At 70.1% G+C, this 21093-nt stretch carries 18 protein-coding genes and 3 pseudogenes; 9 read left to right on the top strand and 12 right to left on the bottom strand.

The genetic code is table 11. From position 1 onward, the window contains the following. From ACZ5GT_RS32305 to ACZ5GT_RS32325, 5 genes and pseudogenes are all read right to left on the bottom strand, one after another. A pseudogene (locus tag ACZ5GT_RS32305) lies at positions 1 to 219 on the bottom strand (IS256 family transposase); the annotation flags it as partial. 125 nt (positions 220 to 344) lie between these two features. Next, positions 345 to 716 (bottom strand): annotated as a pseudogene (locus ACZ5GT_RS32310) (helix-turn-helix domain-containing protein); the annotation flags it as partial. A 720-nt stretch (positions 717 to 1436) separates the two neighbouring features. After that, positions 1437 to 2285: an HNH endonuclease gene (locus ACZ5GT_RS32315; RefSeq protein WP_469033386.1), complete on the bottom strand. Its 849-nt coding sequence runs from the start codon at positions 2283 to 2285 to the stop codon at positions 1437 to 1439. A 4-nt stretch (positions 2286 to 2289) separates the two neighbouring features. Then, positions 2290 to 2412: a hypothetical protein gene (locus ACZ5GT_RS32320; protein WP_469033390.1), complete on the bottom strand. Its 123-nt coding sequence runs from the start codon at positions 2410 to 2412 to the stop codon at positions 2290 to 2292. Positions 2413 to 2619: 207 nt separating this feature from the next. After that, positions 2620 to 2802 (bottom strand): annotated as a pseudogene (locus tag ACZ5GT_RS32325) (NAD(P)H-binding protein); the annotation flags it as partial. A gap of 466 nt (positions 2803 to 3268) precedes the next feature. Here ACZ5GT_RS32325 and ACZ5GT_RS32330 point away from each other — a divergent pair. From ACZ5GT_RS32330 to ACZ5GT_RS32340, 3 genes are all read left to right on the top strand, one after another. Further along, positions 3269 to 3742 (top strand): ATP-binding protein, encoded by a 474-nt coding sequence (locus ACZ5GT_RS32330; RefSeq protein WP_469033393.1) that lies wholly within the window; start codon positions 3269 to 3271, stop codon positions 3740 to 3742. A 149-nt stretch (positions 3743 to 3891) separates the two neighbouring features. Beyond that, positions 3892 to 5433, top strand: coding sequence for a hypothetical protein (locus ACZ5GT_RS32335; RefSeq protein ID WP_469033397.1), 1542 nt, complete (start codon positions 3892 to 3894; stop codon positions 5431 to 5433). Between the two features lie 20 nt (positions 5434 to 5453). After that, positions 5454 to 5795 carry a hypothetical protein gene (locus ACZ5GT_RS32340; RefSeq protein WP_469033400.1) on the top strand — a complete coding sequence of 114 codons (342 nt, stop codon included), beginning with the start codon at positions 5454 to 5456 and terminating at the stop codon, positions 5793 to 5795. A 23-nt stretch (positions 5796 to 5818) separates the two neighbouring features. Here the strand turns inward: ACZ5GT_RS32340 and ACZ5GT_RS32345 are convergent, their stop codons facing one another. After that, complete coding sequence (locus ACZ5GT_RS32345; RefSeq protein WP_469033403.1) at positions 5819 to 6535, bottom strand: 8-oxoguanine DNA glycosylase OGG fold protein; 717 nt, start codon at positions 6533 to 6535, stop codon at positions 5819 to 5821. 120 nt (positions 6536 to 6655) lie between these two features. Between ACZ5GT_RS32345 and ACZ5GT_RS32350 the strand changes: the two genes are divergently transcribed. The 4 genes from ACZ5GT_RS32350 to ACZ5GT_RS32365 all read left to right on the top strand — a co-directional run bounded on the left by ACZ5GT_RS32350 (position 6656) and on the right by ACZ5GT_RS32365 (position 9297). Continuing rightward, positions 6656 to 6946 (top strand): hypothetical protein, encoded by a 291-nt coding sequence (locus ACZ5GT_RS32350; RefSeq protein ID WP_469033405.1) that lies wholly within the window; start codon positions 6656 to 6658, stop codon positions 6944 to 6946. 202 nt (positions 6947 to 7148) lie between these two features. After that, on the top strand, positions 7149 to 7853 hold the full coding sequence (locus ACZ5GT_RS32355; RefSeq protein WP_469033406.1) for a DUF4333 domain-containing protein: 705 nt from the start codon (positions 7149 to 7151) through the stop codon (positions 7851 to 7853). A 257-nt stretch (positions 7854 to 8110) separates the two neighbouring features. Continuing rightward, positions 8111 to 8440, top strand: a complete 330-nt coding sequence (locus ACZ5GT_RS32360; protein WP_469033408.1) for a deoxyxylulose-5-phosphate synthase — start codon at positions 8111 to 8113, stop codon at positions 8438 to 8440. Then, positions 8437 to 9297 (top strand): SMI1/KNR4 family protein, encoded by an 861-nt coding sequence (locus tag ACZ5GT_RS32365; RefSeq protein WP_469033410.1) that lies wholly within the window; start codon positions 8437 to 8439, stop codon positions 9295 to 9297. The genes ACZ5GT_RS32360 and ACZ5GT_RS32365 overlap by 4 nt, the downstream gene beginning before the upstream one ends. Here ACZ5GT_RS32365 and ACZ5GT_RS32370 read toward each other — a convergent pair. Next, a complete protein-coding gene (locus tag ACZ5GT_RS32370) occupies positions 9262 to 9435 on the bottom strand; it encodes a hypothetical protein (RefSeq protein WP_469033413.1) in 174 nt (57 codons plus the stop codon). The two genes, ACZ5GT_RS32365 and ACZ5GT_RS32370, sit on opposite strands and share 36 nt — an antisense overlap. Positions 9436 to 9705: 270 nt before the next feature. Here ACZ5GT_RS32370 and ACZ5GT_RS32375 point away from each other — a divergent pair, with 270 nt between their 5' ends. Together ACZ5GT_RS32375 and ACZ5GT_RS32380 are read left to right on the top strand one after the other, a co-directional pair. Next, a complete protein-coding gene (locus ACZ5GT_RS32375) occupies positions 9706 to 10374 on the top strand; it encodes a PASTA domain-containing protein (protein WP_469033416.1) in 669 nt (222 codons plus the stop codon). A gap of 170 nt (positions 10375 to 10544) precedes the next feature. After that, positions 10545 to 10820, top strand: a complete 276-nt coding sequence (locus ACZ5GT_RS32380) for a hypothetical protein (protein WP_469033419.1) — start codon at positions 10545 to 10547, stop codon at positions 10818 to 10820. Positions 10821 to 11159: 339 nt separating this feature from the next. Here ACZ5GT_RS32380 and ACZ5GT_RS32385 read toward each other — a convergent pair whose 3' ends face one another. The 5 genes from ACZ5GT_RS32385 to ACZ5GT_RS32405 all read right to left on the bottom strand — a co-directional run bounded on the left by ACZ5GT_RS32385 (position 11160) and on the right by ACZ5GT_RS32405 (position 20638). Then, on the bottom strand, positions 11160 to 11651 hold the full coding sequence (locus tag ACZ5GT_RS32385; protein WP_469033421.1) for a hypothetical protein: 492 nt from the start codon (positions 11649 to 11651) through the stop codon (positions 11160 to 11162). A gap of 42 nt (positions 11652 to 11693) precedes the next feature. Then, a complete protein-coding gene (locus ACZ5GT_RS32390; protein WP_469033424.1) occupies positions 11694 to 12779 on the bottom strand; it encodes a DNA polymerase III subunit beta family protein in 1086 nt (361 codons plus the stop codon). Positions 12780 to 12855: 76 nt separating this feature from the next. After that, complete coding sequence (locus ACZ5GT_RS32395) at positions 12856 to 14868, bottom strand: serine/threonine-protein kinase (RefSeq protein WP_469033426.1); 2013 nt, start codon at positions 14866 to 14868, stop codon at positions 12856 to 12858. Positions 14869 to 15097: 229 nt separating this feature from the next. Beyond that, positions 15098 to 17815 carry an ADP-ribosylglycohydrolase family protein gene (locus ACZ5GT_RS32400; RefSeq protein ID WP_469033429.1) on the bottom strand — a complete coding sequence of 906 codons (2718 nt, stop codon included), beginning with the start codon at positions 17813 to 17815 and terminating at the stop codon, positions 15098 to 15100. A gap of 276 nt (positions 17816 to 18091) precedes the next feature. Continuing rightward, a complete protein-coding gene (locus tag ACZ5GT_RS32405; RefSeq protein WP_469033431.1) occupies positions 18092 to 20638 on the bottom strand; it encodes a GmrSD restriction endonuclease domain-containing protein in 2547 nt (848 codons plus the stop codon). Positions 20639 to 21093 lie beyond the last annotated feature (455 nt).

Genomic DNA, 21093 nt, shown 5'->3' on the forward strand with positions numbered 1-21093 from the left:
GGCGCCTGCGGCGGTCGTCACGGTGCGGGGCCGATGGTGGCCGTTGCGGACCACCAGGCGACGTCCGGCCCCGTCCGTCTCGGCCGCCAACTCGGCTATGTACTGGTTGACTTCTGCCTCCAGCGCGGCGGCGAGCATCCGCCGGGCACCCTCGCGGACGATCTCGTCGATCAGGGAACCGGTCTCGGTGGTGCCATCGGCGTTGACTACGCTGAGCATGGGCGTGCCTTCCCGACCCGCGCTGCGAACGCGGGCCTACTCGGTGACCATCAAAGGATCATTCGGGAAGGTACGCCCTTCACGTCCCGTCCCGAAGGCCGATCCACAGGTCTTGAGCATTGCTCCCCCGGCACCAGCATCGGGTCGTACGAGAAGCGGCTGACGGCCTCGGCCTCCAACGAGGCGAAGTCCTGGAAGAACAGGGGGAGTTTTGCCCGGTCCACGTCGCCCTGGAGCACCCGCAGGGCCCCGCCCGCGTCGAGGACGCGTTCCGCGGCCTCAGTGAAGGCAGCCTTCGCCGGTCTGCGGCCCTGCTCGACGGAGGCGACCTGTTCAAGCGAGTAGCCGATGGCGTCCGCGAGGGCCTGCTGGGTGAGGCCCGCGCGCTCGCGGAAGAGGCGGACGAGCTTGCCGTAGGCGCTCCACGCGGCAGGTCGCTCCTTGCCTGGTCCGCGCCGGCCGGTGGTCCCGCACGCCCGCTGTGTCGTCCTGCTCATCACGCCCCCTGTCCTGCACAGCGTTCCGTTATGATCGGTCAACGACCGGTCCGCCGTTCCGGCAACGAGCGCGGACCCGTACACCTGCCGTACGCGCGACCGGGTACGGAAGTCCGACCTCGCCACGCCGTCTGCGTGACGGGATGGTTACTCCGTGAAGTCGTCCAATGTCAGCGTCGAACCACCCACTCGCGCACCGCAGTTCACCATCCGCCTCAGCAGCACCAGACGTGACGCCCGTCTCGCCCGCCGTCTCGCCGGGCAGTAGCTCGCGGCCTGGGGGATCCCGTACGACTCCGAGTCCGCGCAGGCCGTCGCCCTCGTCACGGCCGAGCTGGCGTCCAACGCCGTCGTCCACGGCCATGCCCCCGGGCGGGACTTCCGGCTGACGCTCCTCCTGCTGCCCGGGCGCGACGCCGTCCGCGTCGAGGTGACCGACACCCGCCCGGAGCGCCTTCCCCCCCGACCCGGCGGCGACCGAACCGGCGCCGCCCGACGCCCCGTCGGGACGTGGGCTGCTGCTCGTCACGGCGTACGCGGACCGCTGGGGATGCGAAGCCCGCGACACCTGCACCAAGACCGTCTGGGCGGAGTGCGCCTTGTGAGCGCCTGCTCGTGTTCCCGGTGGAGGCGCAAGAGCCTGCCGGACCGGTCGTTCAGGTACTCAGGCGAGTCGCGACCTGCTTCGCATCGGGGGACGGAGAACGAAGAGGGTCTTCGTCACGAGCCGAGATGGCGCCCCGGTCGGCTGTGATGGGCTCGGTGGTAGGCGAGGTACTGAGGGTCGATTCTGTGCTCCGGTATCTCTCTGAGCCGGCCGGTTGAAACGCCGGAAGAGTGATCAGTGATGGTGAGATCGCCATTTATGGTCAGCATGCCGAAATCGAAGAGGACATGATGATTCGGGCACAGGCACAATACGTTGGCAGTGATGTCAGGGCCGTTGTGAGGCCGCCCCAGGGCTCGGATGTGTGCTGCTTCCGCGTACGCCCCTGTTGGTGTGGCGAGTCGAGTCCCGCACGCTTGGCAGGTGTAGTTGTGCACTCGTTTCACGTAATCCGCAACGGCGGTGCTTCGGACTATGCGTTCAATGGTCTCTTCGGCGCGTGATGGTGCCTCGTCCCCTGTCGGGCTGTGGGGAGGCGGCGCAGAGGGAGAAGAAGAGTCTTCTCTGTCGGTGTCGGCTTGTGCCGCGTCATTTACGCCTCGGAGGCGGCGATACTCGTCCCAGCCGGCTTCGGTCAGTGTCCAGACCCCGTGCGACTGCCGGGCCGGGACCAGGAGGCCTGATCGTTCCATCTTCTTCCGCTCGAACCTGGTTCTGTTGTGCCATTTGGGCTCATCGTCTCGCTTTGTTCCTTCGTGGTCCTCGGGTGACAGCAGTGGTCCGTAGTGCCGTTCCATCTGCTTGAGTGCGCGAGCGGTCGGTGCGCTACCGCCCATCTCCCCAAGCGTGGTCAACAGCCAGGTTCGGAGAGTTAGTTGAGGAGTCAATCCAGATGTCATGGCGAGAGGATAAGGAGTTCGTCCGGCTGCTGTCCCTCCGAGGGGGCGCTGGCCGAACGGCATGGAGTCAGCAGGTGACCCCGAGGCTCGTGGCACTTGATGCCCGCCGCCGGGCCAACTCGGCGCTGAGGTCGCCGTGCGACAGCAGTGCCGCACCCGCGCGCGCCCGTTCCTGTGGGATGTCGACCACGGCGTCCAGAGTGCGCCTACTCCGGCGTGTCCTTCTTCATCGCCCTCTCCCCCCACCGCTGGTGTCGGTCCTTGAGTCCGGATCAGAGCCTGGACGCCCGCTGCCCGCAGGGCAGGGGCGCACGTCCGATCTCTAGCGCAATATTGTGCACTCAGTGCATGACGAGGACTCTCCGGTCGCTGGACCTGGCGGCCGCCGGACTCCAGGCAGACTTCGCAGGTCGCGCGTGGCGGGCCGGGCGAGGTCACCCTCGACGGCTTCGACCCCGTCGGGGAACGAGGCTCGGGCGGCGTCACGGGTCAGGCCTCGCACGGGCAAGCCGCCGGACCTGCGCAACTGGCGCACCAAAGCGCTTCCGATGTTTCCGGTGGCACCCGTCACAAGGATCATCGTTGTCCTCTCCTGCCGTCGGCCGGTGATCACGTCCGTCGCACGCTAGGACCTCAACCGAGGTTCAGGTCAAACAGACGAGGGGATCTCCGGCCGTTGCAGGCCCCCGGAGTCCCTGGCTCCGCACCGGCGACACCTGGCTGCGCATCGAGGCGTGACGGCCCGGTCGCGTCGGTGTGCCCGGCCGAACGCACAAGAGGCGGCAAGAGGCCGCAAGAGGCCGCTCACCGGGGGCATGGCGGAAGGCCCCGATCACGCCGCCATGCCCGCCCTGATCGGTGGCGGCCATGAAGCCGGCCGAACCTGAGGCCCCGCACCGCATCCGTGTCCGACCCCCTGAGCCAGTAACGCCCGTACAACTGGCCGTACATCCAGCTCCAGGACCAGCCGTCTCCTCCGTACAGCGAGCCGGAAGTACGGCCGTCGTACCTGGTCAGGCCACTGCCGAGCCCGCCACGCTGCCTCCGTGACACACCCTCACCTCACCGACGAGCCGAAGCCCCCGCACTCGCCCACCCGCCACCTGGCCCTGCGCTTCAGCAGCACCAGACGCGGCGCCGGCCTCGCCCGTAGGCTCGCCGTCCAGCAGTTCACCGAGTGGACCGGTTTCCCGCACGCCTCCGACCCCGCCCGAACCGTCGCCCTCGTCACGGCCGAACTCGCGGCCAACGCCATCCGCCACGGCAGCCTCCCCGGCCGCGACTTCCGGCTCGCGCTGCTCCTCATGCCGTACGTGTTCCGCGTCGAGGTGACCGACACCCGCCCGGAGCGCCTCCCCGAGCCCACTCACCGCGCCTCACACTCGCTCGACGCCCCATCGGGACGGGGACTGCTGCTGGTGGAGTCGTACGCCGAACGCTGGGGCTGGGAAAGCAGGGACGCCTACACGAAGACCGTGTGGGGCGAAGTGGCACTCCCCTCCTCATCCGGGTTGCCGTAGCGAGGCAGCAGGCGACAACGACCCCAGCGAGACGGCTCTTGTGAACTTAGCGCACGGAGCAGATACTGTGCTGGTTCGCGTCGCCCGTGCCCGGTTGGGCGGACACTTCCGGGCGTTTCCTGTGAGGTCCCGTGCTCGACCACCGTCTCGTGCAGACAGCCGTGATCGGCAGCAGCAGCTCCGACCATCCGGTGATCCTCCCCATGGAAGCCGCGGAGCTGGAAGCCTGGCGCAGGCGCCACCCCCGCTACACGTACTGGTGTGGCTATGAACTCGGCGGCTGCGGCGGCAAGTTGATGGACCGGCTCTACCATGACGAAGTATGCCACTTCGCCCATGTGGCCGGTGGCCGCACCTGCGGCCGTGCTGCCACCGGCGAGTCCAGCGCCGACCACCTGTTCATCAAGCGGGGCCTGCGCGACCTGCTGGGCAAGCAGGGGCAGCGGGGCGATGTGCGGACCCATGACCTCGGCTCGGGGCCCGGCGGCGCGGTGGACCTGCACCTGCCCGCCGCCCGCCGCAGGCTCCGCTTCCAACTCGCGCGCCTCGACTACCGAAGCTGGCGCACGGCGAACCTCGCCCTCAGCGGCGGCGTCGACGAGGTCGACTGGCTCTTCGGCACGGACGGCCCGCTCACCGAGGAACTCCTCGCCCGCAACGGCTACAGCCTGCGCTTCCGTCTGGAGACCGTGGGCGGTGAGCGCCGCGTGTTCATCGGCACCCGGACCTTCGACGAACGGTCCGTCCGCTGGAGCCCCCTGGAGGAGTGCCGGATCGGGGAGGCCGGCCTGCTGACACCGTCCGCGGAGGCCATATGCGGGCCGGCCCGGCGTCCGGAGCCGTTCGCGTTTCCCGTGGATGTCTCCATGGTCTTCGCCCTGGACCCGGAAGCTCCCGTCCCCGGCGACTCGCAGTTCGCCGCCGAGGGGCGCCGCCTCGTCATGGCGGACGTCAAGCCTCTCGGCAGTCCCATCGTACGAGCGGTGTTGTCCCTGCCGGGCGACAGTGCACTGCCTCCGGCGCAGTACGTCTACCGAGCAGTCGACCGCGCACGTCTACTGGTTCGTGAGGGCGCCGGCGGATGGGCCGTCCACCTGGACCACTTCGTGCGTCTCGACGCACACCAGGCCGCCCACACGGGCCTGGCCCGGGTCCTCCCCGAAGCCCCTGAGGCGAAGCCGGTCACGGCCCCTCGGGCGCGGCAGACGGTTCAGCAGCCGACCGTCGCGGCCGCGAGGGTACAGCGCCCGGCGGCGGACCAGCAGCGGCGGGCGAAGAAGGGGGTGGCGCTCACCCGGGACCAGGCCGTCGTCCGTGTCCGCGAACTCCTGAGGGCTGCCGCACCGAGTGGGCGCACACAGCGCTGGTCCGCCCTCGCCGCGCAACTCGGTGAGCCGCTCACCAGCATGTCCGCTTCCGAGCGCGTCGACTTCCTCTCGAGGTCGACAGCCCTCTCTGGGATACCAAGGCAGTACTGTCGGTGCTGCTTCGTGACGATGGCGGCCTCTTGTCCTGCCTGCCCGCTGTTCTGGAGAAGCTCGGAGTGCGGGGTGCCGAGGGCCTGTCGGCCGATTCGCCGGCCCTGCGCGCCTGGGCGAATCAGGAGAGGGAACGGGCCATCGCGCTGTACGCGAAGCCGCCCCGCCCCGTGTCGAGCCGACCACCCGTCACCAGTCGGGCGCGCACATTGACCGCGCAGCAGTGGAGGGAGGTGGGCGCGTCCATCAGACGTGTCCAAGAGCAAAAGACGAAACAGGACCGGACGAAGGCCCAGGACTCCACTGCCGAGGAAAGACGGCACGTCCGTGAGTCGGTCGCCCGCATCGAGGAGAGGATGTCCGTCCTCGGTAAGGCGTTCAAGGCGAGCAAACAGACACGCCGGACGATGGGCGTCGCCCGCGCGTGGCTGACCCTTACCGCCCCTGGCGCGGTGATTCCTGCCAACCGCTCGCCGCAGGAGGCGCAGGCGCTCAGGACGAGCGCAGCCGAGCTGCAGGCCGAACTGAACGGAATCATGGTGGAGTTGATGTCAGTGACGGCCAAGTCCTGTTGATCGCTCCGCAGGCACCCTGAGGGCTACGCCAGTTGCTTGCCATGGGCGAACAACGCGGCCTCGATCTGGTCCGGGAGGACACCCGCTCGCCGGGCTCGCTCGTGGGCGAAGGACAGGTACCGGCCGTAGCAGGGTGTTGTCCATCCGCTCGTGCGCCACTTCTCGCCGGTGTCCTCGGCCCGCAGAGCCAGTGCGACGAAACGGTCCAGGATCAGTGGCCGCCATGCCGTCACGCCCCGCTCATGACCGGCGAAGTAGAGCACCTTCGTGAAGAACGCCGGACCCAGGTGTTTGATCCGCTGGTCGTTGTTGAAGGCGTAGTACGCCGCGACGGGGCCCTCTTTCCGGAGTGTGCCCAGCGCGCCCTCCAGGCGTGCGTCGATGTCCTCGGCGGAGGCCGCCGCGAAGATGTGAGCGCGACGCGCGACCGACCGGGCCTTGGTTCCCGTGCCCCAGACGAGGGCGGCGGTCAGCAGGTGCCGACGGCCTTCGACGGTGTCCGAGCGGCGGGCGACGGCGAACACCGTGTTGCGGTCGCCCCTCCGTCGGCCGGCCACCGTCGGGCAGTCGTCGAGTTCCGGCGGCCACCAGTCGGCGCTGGGCAGATGAGTCAGCCACCGAGCCCGGTCGAAAGGGATCGCCTGGCCGAGCACCTCGTCACGGCCGGGAACGGAGATCCCTGGCGGCATGGATTCCACGTCGGCCGACGCCTGGTGGCACTCCGCAACGCTGTCCCGCATGTACTGCTCCTCGGTCGCCTGATCGCTCGGTGTGAGCCTATGACTCAAGGCCACTGACGGACAGCCAGAGACGGCATCTAGCAACATCTCCTCTTGTGAACTCAGTGCATAGAGAGCATAGTGGTGGTGCTGGCGTCGCGGCTTGCGGGGTGGCGGCCAAGCGACGGCGGCCAAGAGTGGGAAGTCCCCCTGACCGCGGCCCTCTGGTCGCTGGACCTGGCGGCCGCCGGACTCCAGGCCGACGCGGCCACCTTCTTCTGGATTCTCGCCCTCGATGTCGAACAGAATCCCGCCGAGCATCGGCAGTTTCCGGGTTCGTCTGGCCGTGAAGCACACCGTGTCCAGAACGGCGGCCAAATCCGATACGGAAAGGGAAAGGTGGGCGTTGGCGGTGCGGAGCGAAGTCATTGATGGTCCATGAATCGTTATCTTCACATCTTGCTCATTGGATCAACGTTCAACCATCATATGTGCAGGTCGCCGTGCCTGTGAGAACCATTTTCGAGGCGAGCTGCCATGCCGCCTCGATCACGCGCGTCTTCGTTGCCCGCTACGCCACCCGAACCGGTGACGTCGTTGAGCGCTTTCTACGGAACATGAAGGAAGGGAAGAAATGGCATTCGACAGTGGTCGACCGCCGATGCCGCCGGATGGACAGTGGTACTGGAACGGAAATTCCTGGCAGCCCAACCCTCAGTTTCCGCCACCGCCGCCGGGGCCTCCTGTCCGGCCTGCCGCCTCACCCGCTTATGGGGCTCCGACCCCGCCCGCCCCGCTGGACAACTCCTTCGCGTGGGCGCTGGCCTTCGCGCCGCTGCTTTTCGTTCTCGTCAGCAGCCTGATCGCCAGCCTCGCCGGACCGTCTTTCGCCGTTCCGGCTGTCCTGGCCGCGGTGGGTCTGAACGTGGCGTTGTCCGTCCAGGACGCTCGCCGAGTGCAAGCGGCGGGCCATGCCGTGCCGACCGCCTTGGCCGTCCTTCTAATCCCGGTGTACCTGTTCATGCGGCAAGGCAAATTGCGCCAGAACTATGCGATTCCGATCGTGTGGTGCGTGTGTTTTCTCGTTTCTCTCGGCGGAGCCGGAGTCATCGAGAACACGATCGGGGTCCAGATGGACACCGACATGGTCGAACAGGAGATACGGACCGGCGTGGAACAGCAGTTGGGGATGTCGGTGACCGTCGACTGCCCGTCCTCGGTATCGGTCCGTACCGGTGAGAGCTTCCAGTGCGTGGTGACGGGTTCCGATGGTAGTTCGGCTATGGCGAATGTCACTGTGCAGAACGGCCAAGGCGAGTTCGTCTGGCGGCTTCAGTAGCCTCCTTTCACCACATTGCGATGGGGCCCGTGAGTCAGATGCAGAGGTGGTGGGACGCGACTGCCCGTTGAAGCAGCGTCGGTGGCGTCGGTGCTGCAACCGTCGCCACGCGGAACGCAGGTATCTGCCGTGGTGCTTCGCGGTGAGGCCGTCCGCCTGGGCTTGCTGCATCGGGTCGCATGAGCATGCGGGTGTTCGAGAGACCCGGGGCCCGTAATCCCGTCGAGTCCGGTCCGGGTGCCGTCTAACCTGGCGGCATGGGCCACGCCAAGACCTCGTACGTCTGCCTTCCGTGCAGGGCCTCGTACAAGCAGCCGTACGACAGCGACCGGCAGCGGATCTGTCCGCGCTGTGCGGGGACGCTGATCCATGTGGGGTCGGCCTTCGCCGCGCCGCCGCGCCGGGACACCGCGGCCTGGAGGGCACTGTCCGTCCTGCTGCACGCGGGTGTCCGCTTCCACAAGAGCTGCTGCGGCGGGCCCGGGTACCGCCCGCGCACCGTGAGGGAGGTACGCGAGCGGATGGTGTACGCCCGCCGTACCGGCGAGCCCTTCGCCAGGTCGCTCGTACGCCGCGACGTGCCGTGACGGGGAACCCGGGCCTGGTGCGGCTCGTGCCGCCGCCGATGGCTCCTGTCGACGCCCGCGGCAGTTGGGCCGCCGCGGAGACCGGGCTCGGCGTGCGGCTGCCCGACGACTACAAGTGGCTGGTGGAGACGTACGGGCGGGGCGAGTTCTGCGACTTCGTCCGCCTGCGGAGGCCGGTCGGCAGGAGCGGGCACGACAGGGTCGAATGGCAGAGGGGCGGGCCGTCGGGCACGCCCGGGAGAGACCAGGGGCGGTACCCGTACCCTCTCCATCCGGCGCCGGGAGGGTTGCTGATCTGGGGCGCCACCATCGACGGCGACCAGCTCTGCTGGCTCACCGAAGGCGAAGCCGCGAGCTGGTCCACCGTGGTGTGGGACAGAGCGGGGCGCTACGAGCCCCACCCCATGGGCGCGGCGGGGTTCGTCGAGGCATGGACCGGGGGTCGGCTCGCCTCCCGGTTGCTCGCGGACATGGAGCCGGATCTGGCTCCGTGGTTCAACTCGTTCCGGCCCCGTATCCACCGCTGCCTCCGGCTCACCGAGAGCCCGCTCGCCCACGACCAGTGCCTGGCGATCCTCCGGCGGGCCCTGGCCTCGACCGTGGACCGAGGCAACTGGCGCTCGGAAGACGGTGACTCGGGCCAGGACCACTTCGCCACCGCGGACACGGACTGGCTGCTCACCTCCGACATGTCACGCCCGCACCAGATCCGGATCTCGTTCCCTCCCGATGACATCGAAACGGTCCGGCGACGCCTCTTCGCTGCCGTCCGGGAGATGCGGTGCGAGGTGGTCCAGCACAGCGCGCTCGACGGCGTGCCGCTACCGGCCCGGGACACGGCTGACAAGGACGCGTAGCCGTCGCGTGCGCTGACCGGCTTCCGTGGCGAACGCCGCCGCCGGCGGTCGGGCGGGGCAGCCGGCCCGCGTGGTGGCCGACATGATGTCGACCGCGGCGTCCAGAGCCTGCTCGTACTCCAGCGCGTCCTTCTTCATCGCGCTCTCCCCCACCCCGGCGTCCGTTCTTGAGCCCGGCTCAGAGCCTAGACGTCCGCTGCCCGCAGGGGCAGAGGTGCACGCCAGATTTCTAGCATGAAGTTGTGAACTCAGTGCACGAACTGCATACTGGGCCGACCGGTTGCCATCGAGGGGTCCCCGGTCGACCGTCGGCCGAGCGTCCTGCCGGTCCCGGTCGTCGGTACGGCGGGCCGAACCTGCCGACGCACAACGGTCCACTCCCGCCTGAGACATCCCTGGGGTTTCACCATGCTCATCACCCGCACCGCCGTGACCGTCGCGCTGGCGCTCGCCGTGCTCACCGCCTGCGGCCCGACCGCCGGCACCGGCCCGGACGCCAAGCCCAGCAGCGCCCCCACCCCCGAGGCGTCGGCCACCCCCGCCGGTGAGGGGACCCGGGAACCCGGGGACGCCCAGAAATCCCCGGCCACCGCCGAGGCCACCGCCGTGCTGCCGGACATGGTGGGCAAGGGGCTGCAGAGCGCCCAGGACCAGGCGCAGGCGGCAGGCTTCTACTACCTGACGTCGCACGACGCGCTCGGCCGGGGGCGCAACCAGATTCTCGACCGGGGCTGGAAGGTTTGCGCCCAGACCCCGAAGCCCGGCAAGCGCGCGACGGACACGAAGATCGACTTCAGTACGGTCAAGCTGGAGGAGACCTGCCCCGCGGGCGGTGGCCAGGGTGAACCCGAGAAGGCCGGCTCCACCATGCCGAACTTCGTGGGGAAGTCCGTCAAGGTCGCCCGCCAGGCGCTCGACGGTTCCACCAGCATCACCGTCAACGACGCGTCGGGCGAGGGCCGCTGGGTGCTCGTCGAGTCGAACTGGGAGGTCTGCTCGACCGATCCGGCGGCCGGGGCGAAGCTCGACGGACAGCCGGTGACGATCGAGGCCGTCAAGTTCGGCGAGAGCTGCTGACGCCGGGGGCCGGTACCGGTACCCACGGGCCTCCACGCACTTCCGGCGAATCACACGTCTTCCCTGCCCCCGCACCCGGTGAGCCCGCCGGTTTCACAATGTCGCCCCCGCGCGATCGAACGCACCGAGCGGGACTGCTCACGCCCGCCTCGAACGGAGAACCAGACTTCATGTTCAAGATCACTCTCGGCACGGTCGACGCACAGATCGGCGGCACCGCCGCGCTCAGCATCTACAACGATCCCGGCCTCGGTAACCGGGCCGTGATGACCGCGCACTACGAGGACGATGAGACCTTCGAGGACTCGACGGTCGTCCTGATACTCGATTCGGCCCAACTGGACGTACTCGCCAAGGCGATAGAGCGCGCCCGCGAGGCGCTGGCGGCCGCGGAACAGGGAGGTATGGTCGGGCTCGCGACCTGGGCGGAGAAGAACGCCGGGTGACGCCGTCCGTACGGGTCGGTCCTGAAGGGGCCCGGCCCGAAGCCGGATGCAGGGCGGTCACTTCGGACCCGGGCCAGTAGCTGGACCATTACTGGCGGGCGACGGCGAGCGCGACACCGCACTGCAACGAGGCAGTCGTCGGGTGGCTCGGCCGCCCTGGCGAGCACCGCCGATTCCTGGGAACGACGAAGGCCCCCTGCGTTGGAGTTGGTAAGGCTCCGGGGGCCTTCGTCTGAGAGGAGAGAGCGCTCAGGAGCACTACCCTCGTGATCATCGTACATGAGGCGGAGTGCGCCAGGATACCCAGGGCGTGGCGGTCGCAGCTTGTGGGGTGACGGTTCAGCGACGGCGGCCAAGGGTGGGAAGTCCCCCTGAGACAGTGCGGAGGCCGGTGGAAGAACCGAACTCGTCGACTCGCTGCGCGTCGACACGGCCGAGATAGGAGTGCTCTTGGCGGCGGCGCTCCTCCTCGCGGCTGCGAAGCAGGAGCAGGGCTCGTTCGGCGTCATCGGCCAGGCGTGCTTTGAACGATTCGGCCAGGGCGCCGACGACCAGGATGCCGACCGCGTTGCTCGCCGTCAGAACGGTGACCTCGGGAGCCTGCCGAGTGCCCGTGACCCGCACCTTCAGACCCGGCCCCCGTACACCTCTGCGCGCGTTGGTGGCCAGCCGCCGCAAAGCCGTCATGTTCTCCGGCAGGGGCACCTCGACCGGCACACCTGCTTTGATCTTCTTCAGGGACACGACCGCTTGGCCGTCCGCGCCCATGGCCACCCACATGCCCAGCACTGGCCACTTCCGGTTCACACGCCGGGGCGAAGCGATCTCCATTTTCTGATCATATCCGCACTCCTGTTCCGTTGAAGACGGACTTCAGTCCTCCAGACGCACCGGCATCAGCAGCGAGAAGGCGCGTTCGTCGTCGGGGCGGCGGATCGCGAGCGGCGCGGTGGGGGCGCCCAGTTCGAGGATCAGGGCGTCCCGGGCCGCGGCCGCGAGCGCGTCCAGCAGGAACTCGCGGTTGACGCCGACGTTGTCCGGGTCGTCGTCACCGTCCGCGCAGACGATCACCGTGCCGTCGTCCGCCGCCCTGAGCACGCTGACGTCGTAGGACTCGCCGTCCTGCTCGCGCGACTCGCTCGCGCGGACCGGGCCGGTCTTCAACGCCTCCCGGAAGGCTGCCATATCCACGAGCAGACGGCGGCTCTCCGGTCGCCGGACCAGGCGGCGGTAGTCGGGGAAGTCGTGGTCGAGGAACTGGCCGGCTGCCTGGCGGCCGTCGGTCTCCAGGCAGACGCGGTCACCTTCCACGGCGAGCCGCACCGGGTTCTCGTCCGGCAGTAGCGCCCGCATGGCGTCGGCGAGGGGCAGCGGCACGATGGCCTGTACGTGGGGGCCGCCGCCCTGACCGGCGGCGGTGGCCTGCGCGACGGCCATCCGGTAGCGGTCGGTGGCCACCACGGTCAGGTTCTTGCCCTCGATGTCGAACAGGATCCCGCCGAGCATCGGCAGTTCCGGGTTCGTACCGGCCGCGAAGCGCACCGCGTCCAGAGCGGCGGCCAGATCCGGTGCGGGGAGTGAAAGGTGGGCGTTGGCGGTGCGGAGCGAAGTCATGGGGTTCTCCCTGTGGTCGAGTAGGGCTCGGAGCGTGGAGAACTCGCCGCGGGCGTCGGCCAGGCCCCGTTCCAGGCGGCGCAGGTGCGCCTGGAGGAGCCCGCGCACCAGGTCGGTGTCCGCGTTGGACCAGGCGGCCAGTACCAGCCGGATGTCCGCCAGGGGCATGCCGGCCTGGCGCAGCCGGGCCAGCAAACAGGCCTCTTCCATCTGTCCGGGTTCGTACCAGCGGTAGCCGCTGACCGGGTCCACCCAGGCGGGGACCAGCACACCGGCCCGGTCGTAGAACCGCAGCGCGCTCACGCTCAGTCCACTGTCCCGGGCCATCTCCCCGATGCTGCGCATCTCGCTCTCCACACCCGGAACTCTGGGCCCTCGACAAGGTCGAGGGTCAACCCCGGCCTCGGCTCCGGCACACCGCTCAGGCCGGACAGTCCGCCTGCGTGGTAGCCGTGCCCCAACGCATCATCAGGTAGTGGGATCCACCGATCTGCGCCACGGCGTAGCGCGAGTACGGCCACGCGCTACCCGCGCTCTCCCGTTGGGCCACGAGAGCCCGGCACGCCTCACCGGCGGCCATGGCTGCCCATGACTCCACCTTCCCTCCATTCCACGGTGCATAGTCCGACCAGACGTACATCACCGAGTTGCCGGGGTCGAAGCCCACTTTGATCTGGGCGTTGCCGAGCACGCGGTCGGTGCCGAGGTCCTGGCGCATGGCGTTGCTCCGCTGGATGATCTGCCGGGCGGCGCGATCTGCGACCCGGATCTCGTCGCCGTCGGTGCTGGGGATCATCGCCTGCCCCAGGCCGTCCTCGTCCGGCTGCCAGCCCTGCGCGGTTCCGTCCGAGTCCTGCCCGGTGTCGTTGTCGGCGGCCGACCGGCACTCGGTGTTCGTGATGAAGTCGTCCTGCCACGTGACCTGGGGACCCTGTCCGTTCTCCGACTTCACCATGACGTACTTGCGGTACGGCAGATCCGGGTGCAGGCGCGGAACGACGTCCCGCAGCGACAGACACATGATCCTGGCGATCTCCGTTTCGGCGTACATCACTCCCTCCTCGTCGGAGCTCAGCGTGTACGACAGGTAGACCTCCCGGCGTGACGGGTGGAACCGCACGGCCCCCGGGATGAAGTCGATGCCGCCGCTGAGGTCCTGTGCCTCCACGCCCTCGTCGTGCAGGACGGCGCGCGCCACGTCGTGCTCGCCCGCGCTCTGCGCCGTCCGCGCCTGGTTCCAGCTCTCTGCGGTCGCCGAAGCCCCGTCCGTACTCTGCTGCTCGGCGGTCGTGTCCGCCTTCGCCGCGCCGGTGGAAGGCTGCCCGGAAACGGCCGCGGAGGCAGGCGTGGCGGACGCCGTCGACGACGCCTGCGGGTCGTTCCCGGTGCCCGGGGGCAGCAGCGCCGCCGCGCCTCCGGCCAGGCCGCCGATGACGCCCGCCGCGAGGACGACCGCTCCGATCAGTCGTTTCCTGGAACGGCCACGGTCCGGGGGCAGGTGCCAGGCGGGATCCTCCCCGGTGGGCATGTCCCACGCCGCCGCGACCATGTCCACGGCCGTCGCCGGCATCGCGTCGGGGCGCACCACCTGGGTGACCTGGGCGGCCAGCGGGGCGGCGCACGCCTGGACGGCCTCGGCGGCCGACGGGCGGTCGGCCGGGTCCTGGGTCATGGCCTGCTCAACGATCTCGCGCAGCGGCGCGGGGACACCGTTCAGGTCCGCCTCGCCGGACATCACGCGGAAGGCCACCACGTCGGGTGCGCCGGTCCCGAACGGCAGACGCCCGGTGGCGGCGTAGGCCACGAGCGCCGCCCACGCGAAGACGTCGCCCGCCGGGCCCGCGGTGCCCTGACGGTACTGCTCGGGGCTGATCCAGCCGGGGGTACCAGTCATCACCCCGGTGCGGGTGACGCTGGTGCCGTCGGCGGCGTGGGCGATGCCGAAGTCCAGCATGCGGGGTCCGGCGGGGGTGAGCAGCACGTTCTGCGGCTTCACGTCGCGGTGCACCACACCGGCGGCGTGGATCGCGGCCAGCGCCTGTGCCGTGGCGGCGGCGAAGGCGTACAGGCTGCCCTCCGCGAGCGGGCCGTGGGCGGTGACATGCTGGTTCAGCGTCGGCCCGGGAACGTAGGCGGTGGCCAGCCACGGGGTCGGCGCGTCGGGATCGGCGGCGAGCAGCGGGACCAGGTGCGGACCGGTGACCCGCGACGACAGTTCGACCTCGCGCCGGAAACGCGCGCGGAACTGCGGATCCTGCGCCTGCTCAGGGTGGATCACCTTCACCGCGACACGTGTTCCGTCGGACGCGACTCCGGCGTGGACGGTGCCCATGCCTCCGGCGCCGAGACGGCCGACGATGCGGTAGGGGCCTATCCGGGCGGGGTCGCCGGGACGGGCCGGCTGCACTCTTCCAACGGAGCCGATTGCGCTCACGAGCACTTCCTTGAACAGAGGTGTGGCCTGGGCGGGCCGGGGTGTGACGGAGGGGCGGGAGGCGGCGGCCGTGGGGTGGTGGCGCATCGGCCGGCGGTGGCCCTGTTCGGCCGAGAGGGACCGGACGAGACTCACCCCGTGCGTTGTCGGGTACGAACGCGGTGAGTGCCGGGCACAATCCCACAGGGATCGTGCCCGGCCGCTCGACGTGCCGGGCCGGGAGGCGTCATCAGCCGGGGTAGCGGCCCAACCAGTGCTCGTCCCAGCCCGCGGTGTACTCGCCGCCGCTGGGGGAGTCGGTGATCTGGGCGATGAGGTCGCGGGCCAAGGTGTCGAGCACCCAGGCCAGTTCGTGCCGGCTCACCAGATCGACGGGCAGCGCCTCCGCGCCGTGGGCTGCTCCGAGCAGCGCGCCGGTCACGCAGGCCACCGAATCACCGTCCGGTGCCCCGGCGGCGAAGCGCAGCGCGTCGCCCACCCGGTCCCGCTCCGGGAAGGACGCGGCGACGTACACACCGCCCAGCAAGGCCGAGGGCGCGGTGGCGTCCGGGGCAAGGGCGGCGAGTTGCTTCGCGTCGGCGGGGTGGGTCTCGGCCAGCTGGAGGGCTGTCGTGAGCCGCTCGACTTCTTCGGCCGTCACCTCGGGGTCGACGTCGTGGAGGGAGGCGATGCCGTCTGTCAGGGCACGGTGCACCTGAGACTGCTCACCGAACATGTTCTCCTGTGTCCTGGGCGTACTGGTCAGGCAGCGACCGGCCAGCACGACCGCGTGAGCGGCCGCGGACTGGGCGGCGCGGTCGCCGTGGGTGAGGGCGGCCATCGCGCGGGCTTCCCGTGCCCAGAGCTGTGGCCCGGTTCCGGCGGCGGCCACGGCGACAGGGAGGGTGCGGGTGAGGGCATGGCAGCCGCGGCTCGCCGTGGGCTTGCCCATGGTGCCCGGCTCACTCCCGGACAAGGCGGTGACGGTCGCGGGCGCCGAACCCCGCCGCTGCGCGAGCACCGGCACCTGGGCGAGCCAGCCGTCGGGCCACACTTCGTCGCCGTCCGAGGCGTAGTGGCGCCGCATCCGGTCCACCTCTATGCCCTGCAGGGCGGCCCAACGGCAGTACGCGTGCCACACCATCCCCGAGGGCGAGCAGATGCCCTTGTGGTCACCCCGCACGAACGCGCGGATGGTTCCCTCGGCCGTGAAGCAGGCCAACTGGGTACTCACTCCGGCCCGCAACGAGACGTCGGCGGGCAGCTTGCCCCGGGCCGTGCCCAGGGTGTCCCCCACGGCCAGGCCGAGCAGCAGCCCTCGGACACGCGAAGCCGCCCACTTCTTCTTCAGGAACTCGGTCCGTGCCTCCGGCTCCGGATCAACGGCCAGCAGGGCCCCTTGCTCCCCGTTCTCCTCTTCGGACCAGTTGAACAGCGAAGCCTGGCTGTTGACCGCCGGGCCGGCCAACGCGTGCACGGCGTCCAGCAGTTCGGCGTGCGCCGAGAGCTGCCAGCCGCCCACCAGCACCTCGCGCAGTTCCTTCAACGCGGTTCCGGCGTCCGCGCCGGTGGCCAGGTGGCTGTACACGGCGGCGACGGCCGGGGTGCGGCTCTGACCGGCGGCGCAGTGGAGCAGGACCCGCTTGCCCGCGCCGCGCAGTCGCAGCACCTCACGAGCGGCCTGGTCCACGACGTAGTGCAAGTTGGCGTTGTCACCGTCGCTGTCCACCAGCCAGACGCGGACGTGCTCGGCGTCGGCGCCGGGCAGCACCGGGGCCGTGCCCATGCGGCACAGCGACACCACCGCGTCGACGTCGACCGGCTCGCTCCCCTGAAGCAGGGCGAGGTTGCCCAGCACCACCCCGGGGTCGTGCGGGTGGGGCACGGAGAAGCCGCGGTGCGCGCCGGCCGGGACGGGGGCGTGGGCCGCCGAGGGCCAGCCGGCGCTGTCGTCCTGCCCGCCCCTGCCGGTGCGCACCGCCAGGCGCACCAGGTCGACGCCGGTGAGACCGGGCCAGCCGTGCACGGCCTGCTGCCACTGCAGCGGGATGCCGGAGCAGCCCCAGCGCGCGCCGAGCAGGGCGCCGGCGATCGCCGCGACGGTGTCGGTGTCGTTCCCGGCACGCACGGCCGCCTCCAGGGCTAGGCGCAGATGCTGGGCGGGGAAACTCTGCTCGGCGGGGACCAGTTCGGGGACGGGGGTGCGGGTGATTGCCGACCAGGCGGCCTGGAGAGCGGCGACGACCCAGCCGTTGGGGGAGAAGTGGTGCGGAGGGTGAGCCTCCGCCTCGTCCAGCCGCTCGGCCCAGAGACCTCGGCGGTCCGCGGGCAGCAGGTCCAGGCCGGCGCGTACGCCCTCGAAGGTTCCCTCGAGCACGGCGGTGCGGATGCCGGAGCACCACAGCACGCAGGCGTCGGCGCAGTCGGGGTCCGGGTGGGTGAGCGCGCTGACCGCGACGGCCGCCTCGGCCATGGCGGCCGCGTCCCCGAGATGGGCGAGGGCGACGATCCCGGTGCGCATCAGCGAGCCGTTGCCCGCGCTCTGGGGGTGCTGGGCGGCGTAGTCACGGGCGGCGCCCAGCATGGCCGCGCCGGCGGTCCCGGAAGCGCGGCCCGCGGCCGACAGGACGGCTCTGGTCTGGTTGCCGACGTCGCTGGCGCCCCCGGCGAGCCAGCGCTGGAAGTTGGCCGCGATCGCGTCGAGGGCGTCGGGGCCGCGCAGATCGGCCCCGGTCGCCGCCACCTCGGCTATGCAGACCTGCATCTGAGTGTCGTCGGAGTATTCGCCGGGCTCGTACGGTCCCAGGCCGCCGCCGATCATCCGCGGCTGCTGGTCGTCCGACAGGGTCGCCTGGAACTCGTACGGCACGCCCAGCGCGTCCCCCACCGCGGCGCCGAGCAGCACCCCTGCGGCCCGGTCGGATCCGCGCGCGTCGAGGCGGGGATTCGGTATGCGTGTATTGGCCACGGGCAACTCCAGACGTTCGGCGGCGTGCGGCGGGCAAGACCGGTCGGCGGTGGTCGTGAGACGGGATCCCGTCCGGGGGGCGACCGGGGTGGGAGGAAGGGGCGCGGCGTCCGCCCTCGCGGTTGGTGGTCCACGGTGCTTGACGCCTTGTCAGCTTGGCACAAAACCCCTGTTATCGTCAATGAGACGATAGTGGGGTGGTGTGGGAGAGCCTTCGCGCGGTCGGCTCCGCCGCCGGGCGGGGCGGAGCCTCGACGCGTGAAAAGCGGCGGGGCCTCAGTCCCGCCGCGCCAGATCCAGCGCCGCCACCCCCACGAACCAGTCCAGCACCTCGCAGATCTCTTCACCGTGCTCCGCGAAGACGCTCACCGGGAAGGACGGGCGCAGTTCCAGCTTCGCCTCGGGCAGGTCGATGCCGTCGATCTTGTTCAGGCGGTTCAGCAATTCCCGGCGCTGTTCCGTGTCGTCGAAGGGCGTGCGGGACTTCAGGTACTGGAAGACCACCTCGACCGTGCCGCTCACGGGGTAGATCCCCACCGGCCAGAGCAGGTGGGGGCCACGGCTCGTCCCGGTGTCCAGCATCGGGAAGCAACTGGTCTCCTCGTACCGGCCGTAGTTGACGTAGCCGCCCTGCCGACGCCAGAAGTCCAGGACCGCCATGACGCCGGGATGCGCGTCGGGCCAGTGCTCCTGCAACTGCGCCCGGAAGCGCTCGGCCGCCGCCGGGTCCTCCTGTTCGGGAACCGGATCGTTCGAGGCCGGCTGGGCGACGTCCTTGCCCAGCAAGGTGGCCAGTTCCGCGGCGGTCAGGCGCTGCGGGCGGTGCGCCCGTCCCCAGGAGTCGAAGCGCACTCCTTCGCTCGCCAGCAGTTCCTGCGGCGGCTGCCGGTCGTCGCCGTCCGCCCAGCGGAAGGAGGGCGAGACCTTGCCCTCCGAGGTGAGGACCCGGTAGGCGCCGATCGCCGCCGAGTTGCCGCTCAGGTACGCCCCGACGGCGACCGGGTGACTGCCGATCAGCTCGGCGATGTCGCCGTACGTGGTCCACGTGCCGCTCGGCATCGCCACCAGCGCGGCCCGCAGTTCGGCCCAACCCGGGGATTCCTCCCCGGTCGGCTTGACCCCGCCGATCGGGCCGGGCCACAACTCCACCGCGCGCTCGGCCAGACGGTCGGCGCGCGCCAGGATCTCCGCCTTGCCCCAGCGCTGCGCGGAGGCGATCTCCAGGTTCATGCGCAGGGCGCTGGAGTCGAGGATCTGCTGCTTGCGCTCGAAGGGGTGATTGGACAGCTTGGCGTTGTCGCCGGTGAGCGTGAGATTGCCGAGGGTGTGCACCAGCAGGTCGTGCAGCTCCTGCGGGGTCTGGTTCGGCTCCGTCTCCTCGGCGAGCAGGTCGAACCACGCCCGGGCGGGACGCTGTGGCAGTACGTGCTCCACGCTGAGGGACGCCCTGGCGAAGTCCACGGGTTCGGAGGGACGGTAACTCTCCTCCAGGCGGCGCAGGATGAAGCTGCGCTGCGGCGGGCGGCCGCTCCAGTAGAACGGCTTGGTGCGGATCGCCTCGCGCAGTTCCTCGTCGCTCGGCCAGCGGCGGCGCCGGCCGGACAGGAACCGCCGTACCGCCTCGGCGGCCGGCCGGTCGGTCTCCAGTTCCTTCGGCGCCTCCATGAAGATCCGGTTGAGGCCGGTCGTCGGTGTCTGACAGATCAGCCGCCGTACCAGGTAGGACTCGACGTAGGTCAGGGCCTGGGCCGCGTCGTCGGGGGTCGTCCTGCCGGCCGCGACGAGGTCCAGCAGGTGCAGCGCGAGCGGGTAGTGGGTCTGGCCGCCCCAGGAAGCCAGGCGCTCCAGGACCGCGCGCAGTGCGGGGGACTGCTCGCGGGTGGGGTCGACGATGCGCAGGAACCTCGCGGCTCGCTCGGCCAGTTGCTCGATCTCGTGCTGCAGCGCGCTCTCGTCGCCGGCCAGCGACTGGAGCCGTTTCTGCTGCTCACGGTAGATCTCGCTCTGCTTGGTCTTGTAGTGGCCGCGCACCACCAGGTCCAGCCAGACCAGCAGTTCGAGGTTCTTCGGGCCCAGGCTCTGCTGCATGGGCAGCCACAGTTCCTGGTAGATCCGCTCGCCCCGGCTGGGCAGCAGCATGAACACGTAGTTGCGCAGCAGGTCGCTCTGGCTGAGCCCTACCCCTGTGTTGTTGATCGACTCGAAGATCCGGTAGACGTTGTCGCCGGACTCGGCGGTGATCTCCACGATGGACAGCAGGTCCTTGAGGACCGTCTCGACCGTGGCGGCCCACCGCTCGTCGCCCGCCTCATGACCCTGGGCCAGCGCGCCGCGGAAGAACCGGTAGGCAGCCCCGACGTTGTCGCTTCCGCCGGCGTCGGCCCGGGACTGGACGCAGGCGGTGTACGCCTCACGGTCCGCCTGCGTGGGCAGCAGCCGGTAGTGGTCGGCGCCCTCGTGGAACTCGTTGACCAGTATCTGACGGTGCACCCGGTCCACACCGCGCGCGTCGCCCGTCTCCCGCAGATGGTCACGCAGCGCGGTGAACGCCAGCATCAGCGTCGTCAGCCGCTGCTGCCCGTCCACCACCAGCCATCTCTGCACCCCGCCCGCCTGGATCTGGCCCGGCGCGAGCACCACCGAGCCGAGGAAGTGCGCGGCCGTCGCCTCACCGGCCAGATGCTGCTCGACGAGTTCCCCGACGTCCTCCCACAGCCGCTGGAGCTGATCCCGGCCCCAGCTATACGTGCGCTGGTAGAGCGGCACCTGGAACTGCTTGTCCCCCTGGACGAGCTTGAGGAAGGTGATCTCCTGGGCGCGCATGCGCCTCCTTTCCTACGGGCATCCCCTGTCGGGCGCACAGGTCCGGCCCCGTCCATGCCCCGTGTCTCTCGGGCCGGGAGCGGCTGTCTGGTGAATCTATGCCTTTTCAGGCGTAGTTGTGTGCCGATGCGGAGGCTGAGCGGCCCGACGAGACGTGCGGCATCGTCTCGTCGGGGGGGGACGGCGCGGCAGTGTGATGCCGCGGCCCTCGACCCACACGAGATCTTGTGCGTGGCGCCGGTGACATGTTGATGCTTTTCGTGAACTAAGTCAATGATCTTCAGTGGTCGCCGTGGGTCGCTGTGGGGAGCTCGGAGATGTCGGGAAGTCGCCGTCGGTGGCGTAGTGGATCGGTGAGCTTCTGGGGTCGTGTGAGGCGTCGGCGTTGCTGATACCCTCGCTGCGTGTGCTCAGTTCACACTCAAGTTTTGCGCGCCGGGGGGCGCCTTGTGGCC

The organism is Streptomyces sp. NPDC031340 (genome assembly GCF_055569945.1).

What these genes read in the sequence shown, in the direction of transcription:
- ACZ5GT_RS32315 (WP_469033386.1), bottom strand. Translation starts at nt 2,285, where the DNA reads ATGCCGTTCGGCCAGCGCCCCCTCGGAGGGACAGCAGCCGGACGAACT.
- ACZ5GT_RS32345 (WP_469033403.1), bottom strand. Translation starts at nt 6,535, where the DNA reads ATGCGGGACAGCGTTGCGGAGTGCCACCAGGCGTCGGCCGACGTGGAA.
- ACZ5GT_RS32355 (WP_469033406.1), top strand. Translation starts at nt 7,149, where the DNA reads ATGGCATTCGACAGTGGTCGACCGCCGATGCCGCCGGATGGACAGTGG.
- ACZ5GT_RS32360 (WP_469033408.1), top strand. Translation starts at nt 8,111, where the DNA reads ATGGGCCACGCCAAGACCTCGTACGTCTGCCTTCCGTGCAGGGCCTCG.
- ACZ5GT_RS32370 (WP_469033413.1), bottom strand. Translation starts at nt 9,435, where the DNA reads ATGAAGAAGGACGCGCTGGAGTACGAGCAGGCTCTGGACGCCGCGGTC.
- ACZ5GT_RS32375 (WP_469033416.1), top strand. Translation starts at nt 9,706, where the DNA reads ATGCTCATCACCCGCACCGCCGTGACCGTCGCGCTGGCGCTCGCCGTG.
- ACZ5GT_RS32380 (WP_469033419.1), top strand. Translation starts at nt 10,545, where the DNA reads ATGTTCAAGATCACTCTCGGCACGGTCGACGCACAGATCGGCGGCACC.
- ACZ5GT_RS32385 (WP_469033421.1), bottom strand. Translation starts at nt 11,651, where the DNA reads ATGGAGATCGCTTCGCCCCGGCGTGTGAACCGGAAGTGGCCAGTGCTG.
- ACZ5GT_RS32390 (WP_469033424.1), bottom strand. Translation starts at nt 12,779, where the DNA reads ATGCGCAGCATCGGGGAGATGGCCCGGGACAGTGGACTGAGCGTGAGC.
- ACZ5GT_RS32405 (WP_469033431.1), bottom strand. Translation starts at nt 20,638, where the DNA reads ATGCGCGCCCAGGAGATCACCTTCCTCAAGCTCGTCCAGGGGGACAAG.